Origin of the sequence: Capnocytophaga sp. oral taxon 326 str. F0382, assembly GCF_000318295.1 — a bacterium.
GTDB lineage: Bacteria > Bacteroidota > Bacteroidia > Flavobacteriales > Flavobacteriaceae > Capnocytophaga > Capnocytophaga periodontitidis.
This window is the reverse complement of the sequence record NZ_KB291394.1, coordinates 77,651-97,406: the sequence shown is the minus strand read 5'-3', so window position 1 is coordinate 97,406 and position 19,756 is coordinate 77,651. Positions and strand designations below refer to the sequence as shown.

Sequence of the window (19,756 nt, the reverse complement as noted above, 5' to 3'; positions counted from 1 at the left end):
ACCCTGAGTATTACAAGAAGCTTTTTGGGTAGCAACTGCTGTAATTTGTAACTGAGTGAGCGAACGTTTGATTTCAAAGCTCTTAGAAGTTACACAACTAGCTACCCCACCAATAGTTTCAGTAAATTTCACATAATATTTACCTGCTGGTAGGTTACCATTTGCGACTTGAGGTGCGGTGAATGGAGATGGCACTGTACCTCCTGCACCTACCATTAGTTGATGATTATCTTCACGATAAACTTGATAATCTATATGGGTAGTGCTTCCGTGAGGATTTGTTAAAGTAAAGGTAAAGGTACCATCATTGCCAGTTGCACAACTTACATTTTTCACATCTATTGCTACTGACATCTGTGAGTATGTAGGTACAGGCACGGTCATCTGCTGTGTATAACGACACTTAGTAAGCATATTATAAGCTACAAAAGTGTATTGTACACCTGGTGTGAGCCCTCCTATGGTTACTGCCACTCCCGTACCTGAGGCAACTCCTTTGTGCCATACATCGTTAGTTCCATCGGCATTAAGTGTAGTAACTGTATTGAGAACTGATCCCGGAGGTGGGTTTTGAATACCTGGTCGATATATAGCAAAGTACGCATTAGTAGATGCTGTAAAGGTAGGTGAGCTGGTTGCTGTAATGCGTACCTCACCTGTAGTAGCACAAGCTGTAGGTATTACAGGAGTGATAGACATTACATTAGAATTAGGTAAGATTACAGTTGTGAAATGTGTTACACAGCTATTGCCATCAGTAATAGTGATGTTATAGTTACCATAATCTAATCCAGAGAATACTCTTGAGATATTATTAGAGGTTGTAAGTGTTTGTGTATCCTCTTTACCAGAAGTAGTATTTCTAACATTGATAACAAAAGGTTGCATACCTCCACCATTGAGAGTTACTGTAATGGCAGCTAAGTCAGCAGCGGATGAGGTACAGCCCATTTGCTTACTTACTGTAGCTGTAGCCGTAAGTTGAGGCACTGCTGTAATAGTAAAGGCTTGAGTAGCTACACAACCACGGTCATCGGTGAGGTGTGCTATATAGTTACCTGGCGCTAAAGCTGTAGGAGTCTGCGTTACTCCTAAACCATTCACCACTTTAAGAGTATGTGAAGCTGTACCTACATAGTAATTACTTGGCGTAATTGTTACCGAACCGTTGTTATTACCACAAGTAGCTTGAGTAGTGGTAAAGGTATTGGTTAAGAAACGTGGTGGATCGTAAGCTAAAGTTATATAAGCTTGTCGTTTACATTCACTTCCATCAGGTTTGTAAGTTACTTGGAAACGGAACTCGGTAGTGGTAGCTATCGCTACTGGATAAGTAAAGGTTACTTGAGTAGTATTAGATGCTATAAAGTGATAAGTAGCTCCACCATCAACACTATAGCTAAACTCTTTGAGTGCTGTAGGGATACCTCCAGAAGCGGTGAGTGTATAGGTTACACTGCTACCTTTACAATCAGCATATTGTGTTTGAGTAGGTGATACAGTGAGTGATAATGGTGCATAAATTTGAGTAGTTACTGTTGCTTGACAACCAAAACCATCGGTTATTACAAATGTATGAGAGCCTACATCAAGTGCATCAGGATACTCAAAAATTGATGTATTGAAGGCATAATTATTACCTCCTACACGTTGTACTTTATAGTTTCCATTACCGCTAATTATTGTAATTTTTACTTTCTTCTCTTGTGTATCACCATAGCAATAAGAGGTAGGTTCAGCAGTAACTGAAAGTGTAGCTTTATCAGCGATTTCAAAGGTAGTTTCGGTAGTACAACCTTTGCTATCTTGTACTACTAAGCTATAAGTACCAGGTGCAAGGTTCGGTATTTCATAAGGGTTTACTCGTGGAGCTGCTGGTTGCAATGCTCCTAAGGTTCCACTTACTAATCCTACTCTGTACTGATAACCTCCTGCATTACCTCCTGTAGCCGATACTTTTATCTTAGCTACTCCACCGTTATAGCAAGTTACTTTATCCATTACTACTACTGTAGGTACAATAGGAGTAGGCTGGCCTATTTTGTAACTTACGGTTACTGCACAATTAGCATTAGCAGCATCTCTTATGCTCACTACTCCACTTTGGGTAGCTTCTAATCCTGTAACGGTAAATACTCCTTGAGCATCAAGGGTTGTAGGTGTCCAAGTGGTTGTAGTTGTGTATGTCCATTCTACTGAATAAAGAATATTTGTAGATGTTGGATTAATAACCTTGATACGTACCTCACCATCTTGAGCTCCAATACAGCTAACGTTTTTCTCGATACCGAATTTTTCGGCACGCATTTGTTTATTCTTTTCTATATTAATAAGTTGAGTAACCTTCAAATCACAATAAGCAATAGCCTGTGATACTTTAAGGTTATCCATTACAAAATCATTACCTAAGCCTCCATAAGTGGCAGCAGCTGTATTCACTACTTTCACTAATAGTTCTCCGTTAGCAAAACCTGTCATCTCAGCTTCGGTAAAGGTGACTTTATAATTTGTCCAACTATTGTTGTTAATAGTTGCTAAACTCTTGCTACGCAAAGTAGTACCATCGGGTTTTGCTATTTCTATATTGAGGCGAGCTGGTACGGCAGTTACTCCTGTTCTAAAGAGGTTGAGTGCATCTAAACTTACAGTAAATTCAGTATTAGGAGCTACTCCTTTTAGAAGTTTTTGATATACTATTTCATTGTTACCATTTCCTGCTACTGCTAAGTAACGACCTCCAGAAGGATCAACAGGAGCTGTGGTAAGCCAATTAGGATTTGAACTTACTTGTAGTTGTTTAGTAAGCACTTGGTTACCATCTGAAAGGCTTCCTGAAGAGTTACATACCAAAGAAGTATTGGCTGCTGGTAAACAATCGTTATCATCTTTGCCAAAATCTTCTGCAAAGAGTACATTAGGTGTTGTAGCAGTGTCTATTGGACGATAGTATACTGTAAGAGTGTGTACTCCTGGTGATAATAATCGATTAAAGTTGTTACCTGCAAGAGTTTGTTTGGCACTACCATCAATGCTATATTGGTAAGTTTGGCTTACAGTAGATGAAACTGTAATAGTTACTGAACCATAACCATTATCACAACGATAAGCTATAGGGCTCAACGCTATGGTAGGCACTGAAGTTGCTTGTGTAACTATAGGTATTTCAATACGGCAATCTTTGTTATCTTTCACATAGATGGTTGTAGAACCTCCAATAAATCCTATAGGATTAGTTACATAAGTATTTTCACCATCAAAGCTATAACGATAAGGAGGAGTACCACCTGTAACGTTGTTCACTGATACTTTGTATTGGTTATGTGCTGTATCGCAGGATCTATCAGCTACTACACCAGCATAAGCGCGCAAAGGTGCTTGAGGAGGAAGTATCACCACAGGTTTCTTGATATAGGTACAAGTTGTTCCTGCCACTTGTGATAGCATTTCTATTTCGTAAGTACCTGCAGGAATACCTGTAAATAAACCTCCTGTGCTAGTTTTGAAAGCAGCTCCTACACGAGCTCCTGTTTTATCTAATTTATATAGATTAATCTTACGATTTTGGTTTTGAGAGCCAGGAGCAAAAGTAAGATTAATCACCCCTGTATTAGGATTACTTTCACACTGAATTTCTTGTGTTGCACTAAAGGTAAATGTATGTGGATTTGGTGGAGTTACAGTCACCTTGTTAGACAAGGCAAAAGCTCCATTACGAGTATCACCCACTAAGAATACATATTCACCTACACGAGTGATATTTGCTACTTCAACCTCTACACTTGGCTGATGTGCCAATTGAATAGCCTTATAATCTGTTGCTAATAAAGCAGTAGATACATCTACATATTGTTGCTGACCATCTATTGTCCAGATATAGAAACGGTAAGTAGGTTTACCACCTTCAGCTTTAAGTTCAAACTTAGCCTTGTTACAAGAGGTAAATCCTTTGAAAGTAGCAGTTACCTTCATTTGGCTCGTTTTGTTGATAGTCACTTGTCCGTTGTATTGACAACCAGGTATTTGTGGTGAGGTTACCTTCACATCATAAGTACCTTGTGGCAAATTATTGATACGATAATCGTTTGTATTGATTACCTCAGTACGGAAAGGTGTACCTCCTTTGAAAATTTCTACTTTATAAGTTACTCCACTAGTACTAAGTAGCAATCTTACAGAACCTTGAGAAAAATCAGTTTCGTGAATTTCATCAGTAAGTGAACCTGTAAGTCCTGCTGTAAATACTTCAAAATAGAAACTTTCATTACAATTAAGCAATTTCAATCGGTATTTACCTGCTGTATTGGCTACAAAAGTGCGATTGTTGTGGAAAGTTGTCCAACATTGATCTTCAGTATTTCTACAATCAGAAGATGATTCATTACAAGAGCCACTCCATTGTTGCCACTCAAAAGCAGTATTTTGGTAGCTTACTGTAATATTTTTGGAGCTTCCTTGACAAAGGTAGAAATGACTTGTCCATCTACCATTATCAGGACAAGTTACTCCTATGTTTTGTGCTTGAGCACGGATAGGATCGGTAGTTGCTGTAATAGCTTGGTATTGTATTGTTTCAGTAGTTCCTATCTGATTTCCTTCGCAAGAAAGAGTTTTTACTACTTTGTAAACTCCTGGACCATTAGCTTGATATGTGCGATTAGTTTCGCCAGGAAGCATATTTCCATTTTTATACCATTGATAAGTATTAAAAGTTCCTGTAGCTTCGAGTGTCATTATTCCAGAACCACAAACTACTTCTTGGCGTGTACAATTGGAAGTATCTACTGTAATAGAACTTGAGCCAGCCTCTGATTGTTGAGCTGTAGGACAAGCGTTAGGTCCTCCTTCATACGTGATAGAGAAAGCTGTTTTCAGATAGTTAGCACAAGGTAGCAAGAGTTTATCACAATCGGCTACTACTTTCATTGGGATACGAATGCTCCGCCTTGGGTCGCCTAACTTGAGGGTAGATTGAGGGTAACCTGATGTACTACCTATTAAAAACTGATAGGTTTTCGTAGCAGGATTATACAATTTCTGAGGTTGTGGATTAGCTACTGTACCATCACCTGCATTATTGAGATCGGGCTCACCATTAGTAACTACCGCAGAATTGGGAGGTAGATTTACTGTAATAGTAGCACGTTTAATATTTTCAGCCCCTACATTCTCATAGCTTAATTCATAGAAGAAAGCTTGATTAGGAGTAAGATGAGTAATAGGATTACCCGATGTATCCACATAGCGTTGTGAAGTTTTTAGTTTCAAAGCATTCGACTTCACTGTCACGATAAATGTACAAGTGCTAATAGTAGCTAATAGATTATCTTTAAAGGTATAAGTAACTGTATGGACACCTATAGGGAATACACTTCCTGGAGCGTGGCTACGTGTAGTAGTTACTCCTCCTGAACAAGTAGGATATGCCTCGGGTTCACGCCATTGTACCAACTTGCCACACTGCCCTGCCTCTACAGTAACTTCTATATTATTCGGACAGTTTTTAACAAGAGGCGGTTCATCTATAGGTGGTAATACCACAGTAACTGTTTTAGTATAGATAGCGCTATTAGAACATCCTACTCCTGGTTTAAGTTTGTACTCAGCCATATAGGTAGTAGTGGTATAAATAGCCTCCCAGAAACTTTCTCCAGTACGTAATGGATAAGTAGTAGTTTTATTTCCATTAGCATCAAGTTTAAACCAATTGATATCAAAAAGATGTTCTGAAAGACCTAATTTCACACGTGCTTGATTTCCGGTACAGAAAGGTACAGGACGGTCGATCACCAAGAACGGATTGAACGCATTGGTAAGGTCTATATCTACATCCTTAGGTACTGTTTGGCAACGGTGCTCAGTCTCTATGAGGTAGTGACCTGTAGTAAGATTTTCAAATATATTAAAGTATTTATTATCACTTGCCTCAAGCTTCACTGTTTCTTTAAGCGTAGCGGTAGTAGCCGTAGCCGATGTTTTTTGATAGAGGCGGAAAGTAAGAGGGAAATACACTTCTTGACCTGTTACATCAACAGCTATCATACCTGTAGCACTTCCTTGGTGGCAAATCACTGGGTTTACGACAGGGTTGAGCTTAACAAGATCGGCAATAGAAATTTCCTTATAGAAATAACTTTGCCAACTCTTGCTAGGCACTCCTGGATCGGATGCATCAGTTTGATACATAGATCCCGATTTAGGTTGGAGATAAGCATTATAATAATAACCACTGGTTTTTATCCTATATTTACCAGCAAGTAAGTTTACAAATTCCCCTGAATGTCCTCTTACATAATCTTCACCAGAAGGTTGTATCACTGCCTTCCAAGATTTGTTACCATAAGCATCCTCTTCTTCTCGTTCTAAATAAACATAAACACCATCTTGAAAAATTTGATTACCTATATTGTATTTGAGTTTCCCTATTTCGCAATCTTTTTCAACTTTTAATTCAGGTTTATAAGCAGGCATACCTGGTATATAAATTGTTTTTTGGGTAGTATTGCTACAAGCATCGGTAATCGTAATATTATAATTTCCTTCAGGTAAATTAGTATAATGGTATCGATAGCTTCCTGCAGGTTGTGTAGTTTCTAATGGGAAAGTTACAGTACGTGTACCGTGATCACCCATACTCACTTTTGCAAAATAAGAAACTACTTTTTTACCATCAGCTCGTTCTAATTTAAATTTCAAAGGATGAGAGTATATATTAACAGGGTAGTCTATTCTAAAGGCTCCTGTACCTTCATACACTCCATAACCTATATCTAATTTATCAAATATTTTGTTGATATCTGCAGCTGCTGTAGTAGGATAATAAACATTTACTAATGAAGTACAAGTACTATGGCAGTTATTAGGATTTCTATAAGTAAGTCTATAGAGACCTTCTCCTACTTTGTCCACATAGATTATTCCATTAGTCCATTGAGCTGTTCCTGGAGGAGGTGGTGAAGAGGCAACCATATTTACAGGTACCCAAGGGCCTCCTACACCACCAAGAGATTTTTCCAATTTAAAATACTGCATCTCAATAGGGTGAACCCATCCTAACAAATATGAGTAAGTGCCACCATTTATATTAGGCATATTTCTATAGTCACGATTCCTCATATTATAATTGAAATACAATCGCTTATCTAATCCACAATTTCGGCTATAAGATTGGTTTTCAGCGGATAGCATTGGAAAGTTAGCGCAAGTCAATGGGTCTATTTGTTCATTGAAACGAACTCTCTCCTTAATGGTATTTTTAGGACCTTTGATAGTAACCTCTATCTCATCACCTTTTTTAAAAACGTAGTTATTTACATAAAAACCATAACCATCAAAAGTAGAAGAAATATCAATATCAGGTTTTGAAGAATTTAAAAAGCGAACCACTGCCCTACCTGTTTGTTTAAAATAGTTCTTAATGGCATTTGCATCCGACATACCCGTAATTACCCAATTATTATCTTGACGTACAATTCTAAATTGTCCTTTATATTTACCACAATCAGTTTTGTGCATTTCCATATACCTATCATACATTCTAATTTCCATACATTCTAAGGAGAATTGTTCTTTTGGTATTTGGATAGAAGGATAACGACGAGTTTCACCACATTTTTCACCTACAGCTGTAACATCCTTAATTTGGAGCGTTACTACTGTATTTTGTTTGATAGGATTTGCATTAGTACCACGCACCTCTATATAATTAGACCCTGAAGGTCTTGAAAATCTTTGAGTAGGTAGTAATACATTTTTACCTGTAGGATCAAGAATCGTAACATCAAAAGGACCGTGCCCTCCATTAGGTATCTGAAAGCGTACTCCTCCTGTATTAGGTTGTCCACAAATAGGAGGTAATATCTGCAAAGCTTGTACATTCATTACCTTGTAGTTAGACTCGGCTTCTACTTCACGTTCTTCAAAAGCACCAGTATTTTCATCGCGTACGATGATTTTATACTTTCCTGCTTTAAGATTGTAGAAAGTATGTTCGGCAGGAGCCGAAGGTGAAGGGCGCTGCATACGAAACATATCGCCACCTTGGCCTTCACCTTGTATTTCTACAATAAATTTACCACTTGAAGGTAAACATATAGCAGGATATGGAGAAGCATCTTGTGCTGTTACTTTTATCTGGTTATCATTATAACAATTTCCCTTGATAGAAGTGGTTTGCACATTGATACATTGAGCAAATCCTGTTGCTGTGAAGATTAAAAATACAATTGCTGTAAGAAACTTTTTCATTTTTTTTACTTTTAAGCTATAAGTAATAATATCTCGCGTGTAATTTATATATAATTAAGGGTACAAAAATAATATTTCTTTCTTATTTACACAACACTGTCTCCTTGTTTTTACACTAACAAAACATTCTTTTTATTATAATATACTGATTTTTAAATAAATAATTAGATGTTAAAATATTGTTAAATTTTTATTCAGGTAAAAAATAAAAGATATGAAGTAAGAAAAATACAGATTCTTAAAAGCTAATTTTCATTAATTTCTTGCTATTTTGTTTTTTTTTTGTATTTTTGCCGATGTAATTTAATTAATCATAAAAAATACACACTATAATGACTACATTAGTGATTCTTGCCGCTGGCTTAGGAAGCCGTTTTGGCTCTGATAAACAATTAGAAAATATACACAACGGCAACGCCTTATTCGATTACGGTATCTACGACGCTCTACAAGCTGGTTTTGACAATATCGTGCTCATCATCCGCCACGAAATCGACAACCTCACCCGCCAACACCTCGAAAACCGCTTCAACAATGTTCCTATCTCCTACGTATATCAAGACGATTTTAACCCAAAAGGCATCGAACGTAAAAAACCTTGGGGTACAGGGCACGCTATGCTTTGTGTAAAAGAGTTTGTTAAAAACCCATTCCTCATCATCAATGCCGATGATTATTATGGCAAAGAAGGCTTTCGTTTAATGTATGAAGCGCTCAATGCAGGTAAAGAAAAAACTTTCTTTTCAGGAGGATATCTACTGAAAAACACCCTTAGTGAAAACGGAACAGTTTCACGCGGTATCTGCGAAGTAGACGCCAATCATCACCTACTCTCTATCAACGAAGCTACCAAACTGCGTAAAATCAACGAAACTACTGCCGTAGACGAAGCTACGGGCGCCGAGTATCCCCTAAGCACCTACGTATCTATGAACTTCTGGGGATTTACTCACGAAGTATTGGATATAGCCGAACGTTATTTCAAAGAATTTGTAGCCGAACATAAAGATGACCCTAAATCCGAATTTTACATCCCTATGGTAGTACAACACGCCATTAAGGATTACGGATATAAATTAGAAGTATTACCCAATCACGACAACTGGTTCGGTATGACCTATCACGAAGACCTCGGAATGGTACAAAACGAAATACAAAAACTCGTAGATAAAGGCGAGTACCCCGATAAATTCTAATAAAATGTTTAACCCGTAAGAGATAATAAGTTTTTTACTTCTTATCTCTTACCTCTTACCTAAATAAAATGAAAGAAATAGCCAATCAATTTAACTTGAAAGGAAACCTCCTTTCTGTGGAACCTTATGGCAACGGACACATCAACCGCACGTATTTGGTAAAAACCTCCGATACAAATTATATCCTTCAAGGGATTAACAGCAATGTGTTCAAAACCCCCGACAGCATCATCAAAAACATCGAACTGCTTTGGGAAACTGAACCCAACAATCACATCATTCTCCCAATGATGAAAGCTAAACAAGGAGGATACTCCGTAAATGCCGAGGGCATTGTATGGCGAGTATTCCCTTTTGCCGAAGGTTATACTTCTTATGAATTCATCGAAGCTCCTTGGCAAGCCGAAAAAGCTGCCACTGCCTTTGCAACTTTTATGAAAACCTTTGCCAATATCGACACCTCTCGATTGCAGGCTACCATTCCTAATTTCCATAACGGAGATTTACGTTTCCAACAACTCGAAGAGGCTTATGCTCAGGCAACACCTGCACGCAAAGACAAAGCTGAAAAGCTATACGAATTTGCGCAAAAACACAAGGTAATTTTCGACCTTATCCAAAAAGAAGTAGACGAAAAGCGTATTCCTATACGCGTAACCCACAACGACACCAAAATCAATAACGTACTCATCAATAAATCCAATCCCGATGATTTTAGAGTAATCGACCTCGATACAGTGATGCAAGGTATCTTACTGTACGATTTCGGCGATATGGTGCGCACTTCGGTAAGCCCTACCGAAGAAAACGAAGCCGATGAAAGCAAAATCGTTTTCAATACCGAGTTCTTCGAAGCGCTTTGTAAAGGTTTTTCAGTAATGAACCCTGTGATGACTCCCTCAGAGAAAAAACACATCGTCGACGGAGCTAAATATATGATATTCATTATCGGTATCCGTTTCCTCGCCGATTATTTTAACAACGATGTGTACTTCAAAACCTCATATCCTGAGGAGAATTACATTCGTGCCCGCAACCAATTCGTGCTCTTTCAGCGTTTGGAAGACAAAGAAAAAGAACTCAGAGCAATTGCTAAAAAGTACTTTAAATAGGTAATACAAACTTTTAGTTTGAAACTTTGCCAAAGTTAAAACCAAGCTAATTTTTAATTTAAAATCTATTTTTTTTACTATGAGAAATGTTTTTATAACCTCCCTTTTACTTATTTTGCCACTATCTACGTTTGGACAATCTCCATTCTCAGTGAAAAAAGTAGGAGAAAAAGGAAGTCCTATTTTGTTTATTCCAGGACTTGGCTGCTCCAGCGATGTCTGGCAAGAGACTGTACCTGCTCTGATCACTAACCACACTTGCTACCTGCTTACCTTAGCGGGGTTTGGAGGAATTACCCCTGTAAAGAATCCAAGTTTGGACTATTGGACAGATGCCATTATCTCCTATATCAAAAAGGAGAACATCCAAAAACCTACGATTGTAGGGCATAGCTTAGGAGGCATCCTTGCTATGAAAATAGCTGCTAAAGCCTCTGACCTACTTGATAGAATAGTGATTGTAGATGCTTTGCCTTGCTTGCCTTTGCTTTCTGATCCTAATTTTAAGATAACACCTAACAAGGATTGTACTCCTATGATCAAGGAACTTACAGCAATGCCCAAAGAAGACTTTGAGCGTTCGCAAATGGCTTCAATGATGTACTATACAACAAAGGAAGCCAAGAAGCCTACCATCGTTCAGTGGAGTGTAGCCTCAGATAGGGAGACCCTCGCCAAACTTGTGTATGAAATCTCTAATACAGACCTCAGAGAGGAAATAAAACAGATAAAAGTGCCTGCCTTAGTGCTCTTAGAGTCCGTATTTACTTATTCAAAAGACAACATAAGAGATCAATATCAAAATTTATCTTTGAGAGACCTTAGATATGCCAATAAAGGGCTCCACTTTATTATGTATGATGACTTTGATTGGTATTTGACTCAGCTAAAATCCTTTATAAGATAAGAAATATATTGTCTCTACAAGAATCATATCTATTAGGAATTGTCTTTGACAGCACTCCCTTTTTCCATTATATTATTTAATTAAGTAATTTCTAAACAAAACTAATAACTAAAATTAAAACTATATGAAACACTTAGAACAAAAGTTTCAAGAAGTTTTCGGTGCTCCTGCCGAAAAACAATTCTTCGCACCAGGACGTGTGAATCTCATCGGTGAACATACCGACTACAATGGCGGTAATGTGTTCCCTTGCGCTATCGACAAAGGTACTTACGGTCTCGTAAAAAAACGCAATGACCGTAAATTCCGTATGTATTCTGAAAACTTTGCCGACCTTGGCGTAATGGAGTTCACTCTCGACGAACTTACCAACGACAAAAAACACGATTGGGCTAACTACCCAAAGGGTGTGATTAAAATGTTCCTTGAAGCAGGACAAAAAATCGACTCTGGGTTCGATATTCTCTTCTCTGGAAATATCCCTAATGGCGCAGGGCTTTCTTCTTCTGCTTCTATTGAGATGCTTACCGCTATTGTGCTAAAAGACCTCTTCCACCTCTCTATCGACCCTGTGGAAATGGCACAATTAGGCAAGAAAACTGAAAACCTATTCATTGGGGTAAACTCTGGTATTATGGACCAATTTGCGGTAGCTATGGGTAAGAAAGACCACGCTATCCTCCTCGATTGCAACACCCTCAAATATGCCTATGTCCCTGTGGTACTTAAAGATGAGGTAATCGTGATTGCCAATACTAACAAACGTCGTGGTCTCGCCGATTCTAAATACAACGAACGCCGTGCTGAATGTGATGAAGCCTTAGCCGAATTACAAACTAAATTGCCTATTAAAGCCTTAGGAGAACTCTCTATTGAACAATTTGAAGCCAACAAAGACCTCATCAAGAGTCCCGTTCGCCAAAAGAGAGCTAAACACGCAGTATATGAAAACCAACGTACTCTTAAAGCACAAAAAGAGCTTTCAGCAGGTAATTTAGCTGAGTTTGGTAAATTAATGAACCAATCGCACATTTCTTTGCGCGACGATTATGAGGTAACAGGCGTAGAACTCGACACTTTGGCTGCTCTTGCTTGGGAACAACCTGGGGTAGTAGGTTCACGTATGACGGGAGCTGGCTTTGGCGGTTGCACTGTAAGCATCGTGAAAAAAGACAAAGTAGACGATTTCATTAAAAACGTAGGCGAGGCTTACAAAAACAAAATAGGTTATGCTGCCGATTTCTATATCGCTTCTGTAAGCGACGGTGCTAAAAAACTATAAACAAGACAAAGTATGATAACCATCAACAAAAGCCTGTTCGGTACTCACAACGGACAGGCTGTCTATCAATATACCTTACAGAACGCAAACGGCTTTCGCGTGTCTGTTTTGAACTTAGGCGGTACTATTACCGAAATAGCTGTAAAAGATAAGCACAACGTACTGAAAAACGTAGTATTAGGCTATGCGCATTTGGAAGATTACATAGGTAATGGCGCTTATAATGGAGCTACCATAGGGCGCACTTCAGGGCGTATTCACAACGCTACTTTCACTATCGACGGGAAAACCTATCCCCTATTTAAAAACAATGGTGAAAACTCATTGCACGGTGGTAAAGAAGGTTTTAGCAGTAAAATCTTTGAAGTAAAAGAGCTCGCTAATGGTTTAGAAATGCACTACACAAGTCCTAATGGTGAAGAAGGCTACCCTGCAAAGGTAGATTTCAAAGTGATTTACACCATCACTGATGACAACAGTCTGCATATTGCTTACGAAGCCGTTGCCGATGCCAAAACCTACCTCAATATCACCAACCACAGTTATTTCAATCTTTCAGGTGATATGGAAATGAATGGCGATACCCAAGTACTACAAATCGCTGCTGATAATATTTGTGAATTGGCAGAAGGATTGATTCCTACCGGTAATTACATAGCTGTAAAAGGTACTACTTTCGACCTCCGCAAAGGTAAAGTTATCGCTGAGGGTATTGCTGAAGGTCACCCTCAATTCGAAATTACTCGTGCCTACGACCACCCCTTTGTGCTCAACCACAGCGGACTCAATGGTGCTCCTCAGTTGGTATTACATTCTCCTCACAGTGGTATTACTATGGAAGCCTATACTACCCAGCGTGTGGCTGTGATTTACACTGGTAACTTTTTGGACGATGTACCTGTATTCGATAAGGTATGTACTGCCAAAGAAAAACCATCAAAAAACCCACGATTTGTAGGTGTAGCTATTGAGATGCAAGATTTCCCCGATGGCATCAATCAGCCGAAGTTTGGGGTAAAACCCTTAGAAAAAGGGGAAGTGTACAAGCAAGAAACCGTTTATAAGTTTCTTATTAAATAACAAATAGTCTTGTTAATTATTAATTGATAATTATTAATCGTGAAAGTTTATATTGAAGTAGAAAAGCTCATCAGTTATGCGGTACTTCATAACTTGGTGAAGGAAGACGACCGTATTCTTGTTACCAATGCTGTTTTGGAAAGTATTGGTTGCGATAGTTATACCGAGTTTACAAAAGAAGAGCAAGCTCAAATCGCTAAAGAGGTAGCCCAGATAACTTATCCTACGGAAGTACTCGACCGCTTAGTGCAGTGGGCAGCTGAGAACGGCACCCTCACTACCGATACGCTTACTTTCCGCGACCTACTGAACTCTAAGATTATGGGACAGGTATTACCTCGTACTTCTGTGATTCGCAACGATTTTTGGCATACTTACCAAAGGAGCAAAGAGCAGGCAACCCAACAGTTTTATGAGCTCAACAAGCAAAGCAACTACATACGCACCGATAGAATTGCTAAGAACATTCTGTGGAAACACAATAGCCCCTATGGCAATTTAGAGATTACTATCAACCTTTCTAAGCCAGAGAAAGACCCTCGTGATATTGCTGCCCAAAAAGATGTGGTAGCAACTAACTACCCAAAATGTTTGCTCTGTAAAGAGAACGAAGGCTATATGGGACGTGTAAATCACGCTGGTAGGCAAAACTTGCGCACGATTAAGCTAGATTTAGCCAATGAGGAATGGTTTTTTCAATACTCCCCCTACATCTATTACAACGAGCATTGTATCGTCTTTTCGAGTGAGCATCGCCCGATGAAGATTGACAAGGCTTGCTTTGAGCACGTATTGGGCTTTGTAGAGCAATTCCCTCATTACTTTCTCAGCTCTAATGCCGATTTACCTATTGTGGGAGGCTCTATCCTCTCACACGACCACTTTCAAGGTGGACGACACGTTTTCCCTATGGAAAAAGCTACCATAAAAGAACGCGTGAGCTTCAAAGGCTTTGAAGATGTGGAAGCAGGCATCGTAAATTGGCCTATGAGCGTATTGCGATTGCGCGGTGAGAAAGACCGCCTCATCGTCTTAGCCGATGTAATCTTGCAATCGTGGATAAATTACAGCGATGAATCATTAGGCATCTACTCGCATACTGAGGGTGTGCGTCACAATACGGTAAACCCTGTGGCACGTTTTAAAAACGGCAAATATGAACTCGATTTGGCTTTGCGCAACAACCGCACCAATGCCCAGCACCCTATGGGTATCTTTCACCCTTACGAACATCTGCACAATATCAAAAAAGAGAACATTGGGATTATTGAGGTGATGGGCTTAGCGATTTTACCCGGTAGGTTAAAGACTGAAATGGCGAGCATTAAAACCTTGCTTAGTGAAGCCATTACAGCTGGTAACGCTTTCAGCACTGTATATACCCAAATGAATGATGACTCTGCTTTGCAAAAACACACTCAGTGGTTAGAACGTTATGTGAATATCTCTCCTACCCCACTCTCAATCGACAATTTAGACGAGTTTATCAATAGGTGTATAGGTGATACTTTCTGTGAAGTATTGGAGAATTGTGGTGTGTTCAAACATACTCCTGAAGGTGAGGAAGGATTTAGGAAATTCGTGAACCAAATTTGCTAATTTGCTAATTATTTGTATTTTTGCGTTTTAATATTAACTTTTATACGATGAAAAAACACTTCTTACTGCTCTTTTTGTGTGCTTTTGCACCCTTTGGTTCTTACCTATGGGCTCAAACGCACGTATCGGGTAAAGTAATTGACGAAAATGGCCAACCTATAGCTTTTGCTAATGTGTTATTCCCTAAAACTACTATCGGCGCTTATACCGATGATGAAGGGCGTTTTTCTCTATACTCCGAAAAAAAACAAAGAGAATTAGAGGTATCATTCATAGGGTACACCACCAAAAAAATTCATTTGGAAAAAGATAACACCAAAGGATTGGTAGTAGTACTCGTAGAAGGTGAACAGTTAGACGCAGTAACTATTGTGGCTAAACCTAAAAAGGCACTTTCTAAAAAAGAAAATCCTGCCTATACCGTTTTGCAAGGCATTTGGAAAAACAAAAAGAAACGCGGATTGCAAAATGCAACAGCTTATCAGTATAAAAAACATACTACTACCGAGTTAGGGGTGAACAACCTCGATACTGTCTTCCTCAAAAAAGCCTTAGGCAAAGAATACGATACTATTAGAAAAATCCTATCAGAGAAAAAATACAAAGAAACTTTCTCACTCCCTATGTACCTCACCGAAAAAATAGAAACGGTGTACGGTGACAATCAGTTGGGTAAAAAGCGTGTAGACATAGAAGCCGAACGTTCCCAAGGCATTGTGCAACAAGGTTTTGGTTTGGAACGTGTGAGCCAATCGTTTGACGAGTTTGAGATTTATGACAATACTTATATGATACTCAACAAACCGTTCGTGAGTCCACTTTCCGAATTTGGCTATGGTGTGTATCTATATGTACTCAGCGATACGATTCAAAAAGATGAACGCCAATTCTATCGCATCAACTTCTTCCCACGTGATGATCAAGATTTAGCTTTGCAAGGGCAATTTGATGTAGATACCAAAACCTTTATAGTGAGTGCTATACAAATGCACACCACCCCTAAAACCAATATCAACTTAGTACGCCGACTCTCATTTGAAAAATACTTTACCATCGCCAACGATAGTATATACTTACCCGAACGCGAAATTCAAGAAGGTGATTTTACATTACTTACCAAAAAAGATGAAGAAAAAGGACTTTATGTAAAGAACTTTATCGATTATTCCGATATATTATTGAACAAATCTAAAACTGCTGAATTTTACGACCAACAAGTAGTGAAAACAGCTAAAGATCAGTTTCATAAGGATGATACTTATTGGGATAACAATACCTTGGGAGGGGCTGACCTCACCAAAACCAAACTCCTAATTCGTGAGGTGGGAAGCAATAGACGTATCAAAATGATAGGCGATGTAACCGATGTGGTAACTTCAGGTTACATCCCCATTGGTAATTACCTACAATTTGGTAGATTCTGGCAAACTTTCTCAAGTAACAATGTTGAGGGCTTGCGTTTGCGTGCAGGATTCCGTTCCTTCATCTCTACCGACGATCGCTTTCGTACCTATGTATATGGTGCTTATGGATTGAGAGACAAACAGTTTAAGTACGGATTCAGTGGTAAATACCTCCTTTCTCACAGTCCACGCATCACCCTCGGAGCTGGTTATCAGAACGATAATTTGCAATTGGGTACCTTTGTAATGCACGACGATACTGAACTGAATTTCGAAAAAACTACTAACTTCATCATTGCACGTGGTGAGAATTACTACCTCACCCGCAACAAAAAAATACAAGGGGTAATTAATTACGATATCATTCCTAACTTGCAATTTTCAATATTTGGTACTTACCAAAAACTCTCTTCCGCAAGTGAAGATAACTTCCTCATTGCCTACCAAAATCCTAAAACAGGTAATGTAATTCACGAGTACGACAACTTCTATACAGGGCTACAACTCTCTTTCACCCCTTACCGAAAAGTATTTGGTTATGGTGTAGAACAACGTTATGGCAAAAAACTCTTCCCTTTGTACACCCTCAAATATTCTAAAGGGGTAGATGGGGTGATAAACAGCAAGTTTGATTACGACAAAGTGCAAATGATGCTTTACAAACCCATTCCTCTCTTTGGTTATGGCATTTTCCACGCCAATATTGAAGCTGGAAAAGTATTTGGTACAGCACCACTTATTGCTTTAGCTCCCACCCCCGCTAACCAATCGTATTCATCAGCTCCTAACACCTTTGCACTTTTGGATTACTACGATTTTATCACTGATACCTATATCAATGGATATTTTGAACATCATTTCGATGGTTTCTTGTTCAATCGTATTCCTTTCTTACAAAAAACACGATTCAAAAGCTTGATATTCGGTCGATTTGCTTATGGAACCCTCTCCGACAGGAACAAAAACGCTAATATCACCAATATTGTATTTAATTCACCCGAAAAACTCTATTGGGAATACGGCTTTGGTATTGAGAACATAGGGTTAGGCAACTTTCGCTTTATACGAGTAGATTTCGTATGGCGCAACGATTTCAATGATGTGAATGGGGTACGGAATCCTAAGTTTGGTGTACGGATTGGAATAGTACCATCATTTTAAGTAAAAGGTAAAATAGATACTTTCTAATGAAGCAACGAAATATAAACAACTTAGTTCGGTTAGGGGAACTGCTTTCTAAAACCGAACAATTCAACGATATATTTGAGAAAGCGGAACAGCAGAACAGTTGGTTTACGCGTGCTAATGTAATATTTGCCTTTAAATCGTGGAGTGATGCCCTCAGCGAAAACAATGTAAAACAATGGCTGTCGCAATATCAATTACCACAAACTACTTCGTCTAAAAAAATATTGATTATAATGGCTGGCAATCTACCTTTGGTAGGCTTACACGATTTGTTATGCGTATTGATAACAGGGCATAAGGCAATCGTGAAGCTCTCCAGCAACGACTGCGTACTACTTCCCTACCTTATAACACAGATGAAGACTTTTGCACCTGAATGGACAGAAGCAGTAACTTTCACAGATGATAAAGTAACTGAATACGATGCGGTAATAGCTACAGGTAGCGATAATACTGCACGCTATTTTGAGTATTACTTTGGTAAGAAACCCCATATTATAAGAAAAAACCGCCATTCAGTAGCCGTACTCACCGGAAAAGAAACCCCTGAAGAACTTTTCGCTTTAGGTAAAGACATTTTTCTGTACTACGGCTTAGGTTGCCGAAGTATTTCTAAACTATTCGTACCTAAAGGATATGACTTCAACCTGTTATTCCAAGCAATTTACCCCTATAAAGATATCATTCAAGAACAAAAATACGCCAATAACTACGACTACAACAAAGCCGTTTACCTAATGAGTTTATTTCAGCTCCTCGAAAACGGATTTTTACTCCTAAAAGAAGATGAGCACTATGGCTCTCCCATTGCTACTCTTTTCTATGAATACTACACTGATGTAGATAGCTTAAAAGAAAAACTCACTACCGATGCTGAAAAAATACAATGTGTAGTTGCACACAATTTTACAACTGAAGAAGTAGCCTTCGGAGAAACCCAAACCCCCCAATTATGGGACTACGCCGATGGAGTAGACACTCTCAATTTCCTACTCAAATTAGCCTAAAATAATCAAAAAATACCAACTGATAACAAAAATTTTAAACCTTATAAGATGTTAATTATAAGACACTTATAAAATAACTACAACTTTTCTCAAAAAAAAGTACTAAAAAAAATTGCAGATATAAAAAAAAGTAGTACTTTTGCCACCGCATTGAGAGAGAAACAATGCCTAAATAAAGCAAATTGGTCCGTTCGTCTAGGGGTTAGGACGCAAGGTTTTCATCCTTGTAACAGGGGTTCGATTCCCCTACGGACTACAAGCCATAATTTAAATTTTTTAAACGGTTAAACAAAAACTTAAGGTCCGTTCGTCTAGGGGTTAGGACGCAAGGTTTTCATCCTTGTAACAGGGGTTCGATTCCCCTACGGACTACTACACTAAATGCACTATTCGTATCTAAATGATACAACTTAAAATTAAATCAGTAAAGGAAAATGGCAAACCATAAATCAGCATTAAAAAGAATTAGAAGAAACGAAGCAGCTCGCTTGCGCAATCGCTATCAACACAAAACGGCTCGTAATGCCGTTAGAAAACTACGTGCTTTAGAAAATGTAGAAGAAGCTAAAACACTTTTCCCTAAAGTAGTTTCAATGATCGACAAGCTCGCTAAGAGAAATATCATTCATGCTAATAAAGCAGCGAATTTAAAAAGCAGTTTAGCTAAACATATCAATAAATTAGCTAAATAGTCATTTAGGTTTTAGATTTATCACTTATAGCCAGATTTATGCAAGT

General features: G+C 38.5%; 10 protein-coding genes and 2 tRNA genes. 11 read left to right on the top strand and 1 reads right to left on the bottom strand.

Going from position 1 to position 19,756, the window contains the following annotated elements:
• Positions 1-8,244: HYR domain-containing protein (locus HMPREF9073_RS05375; RefSeq protein ID WP_009412986.1), on the bottom strand; the 8,244-nt coding region annotated here is incomplete at its 3' end.
• Positions 8,245-8,576: 332 nt separating this feature from the next.
• On the opposite strand from HMPREF9073_RS05375, the gene HMPREF9073_RS05370 reads away from it, so the two are divergent.
• The 11 genes from HMPREF9073_RS05370 to rpsT all read left to right on the top strand — a co-directional run bounded on the left by HMPREF9073_RS05370 (position 8,577) and on the right by rpsT (position 19,710).
• Entirely contained in the window at positions 8,577-9,440 is an 864-nt protein-coding gene (locus HMPREF9073_RS05370) for a sugar phosphate nucleotidyltransferase (RefSeq protein WP_009412985.1), read from the top strand.
• A 68-nt stretch (positions 9,441-9,508) separates the two neighbouring features.
• Positions 9,509-10,552 carry a phosphotransferase enzyme family protein gene (locus HMPREF9073_RS05365; protein ID WP_009412984.1) on the top strand — a complete coding sequence of 348 codons (1,044 nt, stop codon included), beginning with the start codon at positions 9,509-9,511 and terminating at the stop codon, positions 10,550-10,552.
• Between the two features lie 79 nt (positions 10,553-10,631).
• Complete coding sequence (locus tag HMPREF9073_RS05360; protein WP_009412983.1) at positions 10,632-11,459, top strand: alpha/beta fold hydrolase; 828 nt, start codon at positions 10,632-10,634, stop codon at positions 11,457-11,459.
• A 124-nt stretch (positions 11,460-11,583) separates the two neighbouring features.
• The gene (locus HMPREF9073_RS05355) at positions 11,584-12,741 is read left to right on the top strand and encodes a galactokinase (protein ID WP_009412982.1); all 1,158 of its coding nucleotides are present in this window, start codon (positions 11,584-11,586) and stop codon (positions 12,739-12,741) included.
• 12 nt (positions 12,742-12,753) lie between these two features.
• Positions 12,754-13,821, top strand: coding sequence for an aldose epimerase family protein (locus HMPREF9073_RS05350; protein ID WP_009412981.1), 1,068 nt, complete (start codon positions 12,754-12,756; stop codon positions 13,819-13,821).
• Positions 13,822-13,860: 39 nt separating this feature from the next.
• Positions 13,861-15,420, top strand: coding sequence for a UDP-glucose--hexose-1-phosphate uridylyltransferase (locus HMPREF9073_RS05345; RefSeq protein ID WP_009412980.1), 1,560 nt, complete (start codon positions 13,861-13,863; stop codon positions 15,418-15,420).
• Positions 15,421-15,467: 47 nt separating this feature from the next.
• Positions 15,468-17,984, top strand: coding sequence for a DUF5686 and carboxypeptidase-like regulatory domain-containing protein (locus HMPREF9073_RS05340; protein ID WP_009412979.1), 2,517 nt, complete (start codon positions 15,468-15,470; stop codon positions 17,982-17,984).
• A 26-nt stretch (positions 17,985-18,010) separates the two neighbouring features.
• On the top strand, positions 18,011-19,018 hold the full coding sequence (locus tag HMPREF9073_RS05335) for a hypothetical protein (RefSeq protein ID WP_009412978.1): 1,008 nt from the start codon (positions 18,011-18,013) through the stop codon (positions 19,016-19,018).
• A 184-nt stretch (positions 19,019-19,202) separates the two neighbouring features.
• Positions 19,203-19,274 (top strand) — tRNA-Glu (locus HMPREF9073_RS05330).
• Positions 19,275-19,318: 44 nt separating this feature from the next.
• A tRNA-Glu gene (locus HMPREF9073_RS05325) sits at positions 19,319-19,390 on the top strand.
• A gap of 62 nt (positions 19,391-19,452) precedes the next feature.
• Positions 19,453-19,710 (top strand): 30S ribosomal protein S20, encoded by a 258-nt coding sequence (gene rpsT / locus HMPREF9073_RS05320; protein WP_009412977.1) that lies wholly within the window; start codon positions 19,453-19,455, stop codon positions 19,708-19,710.
• The last annotated feature ends 46 nt before the right edge of the window (positions 19,711-19,756 follow it).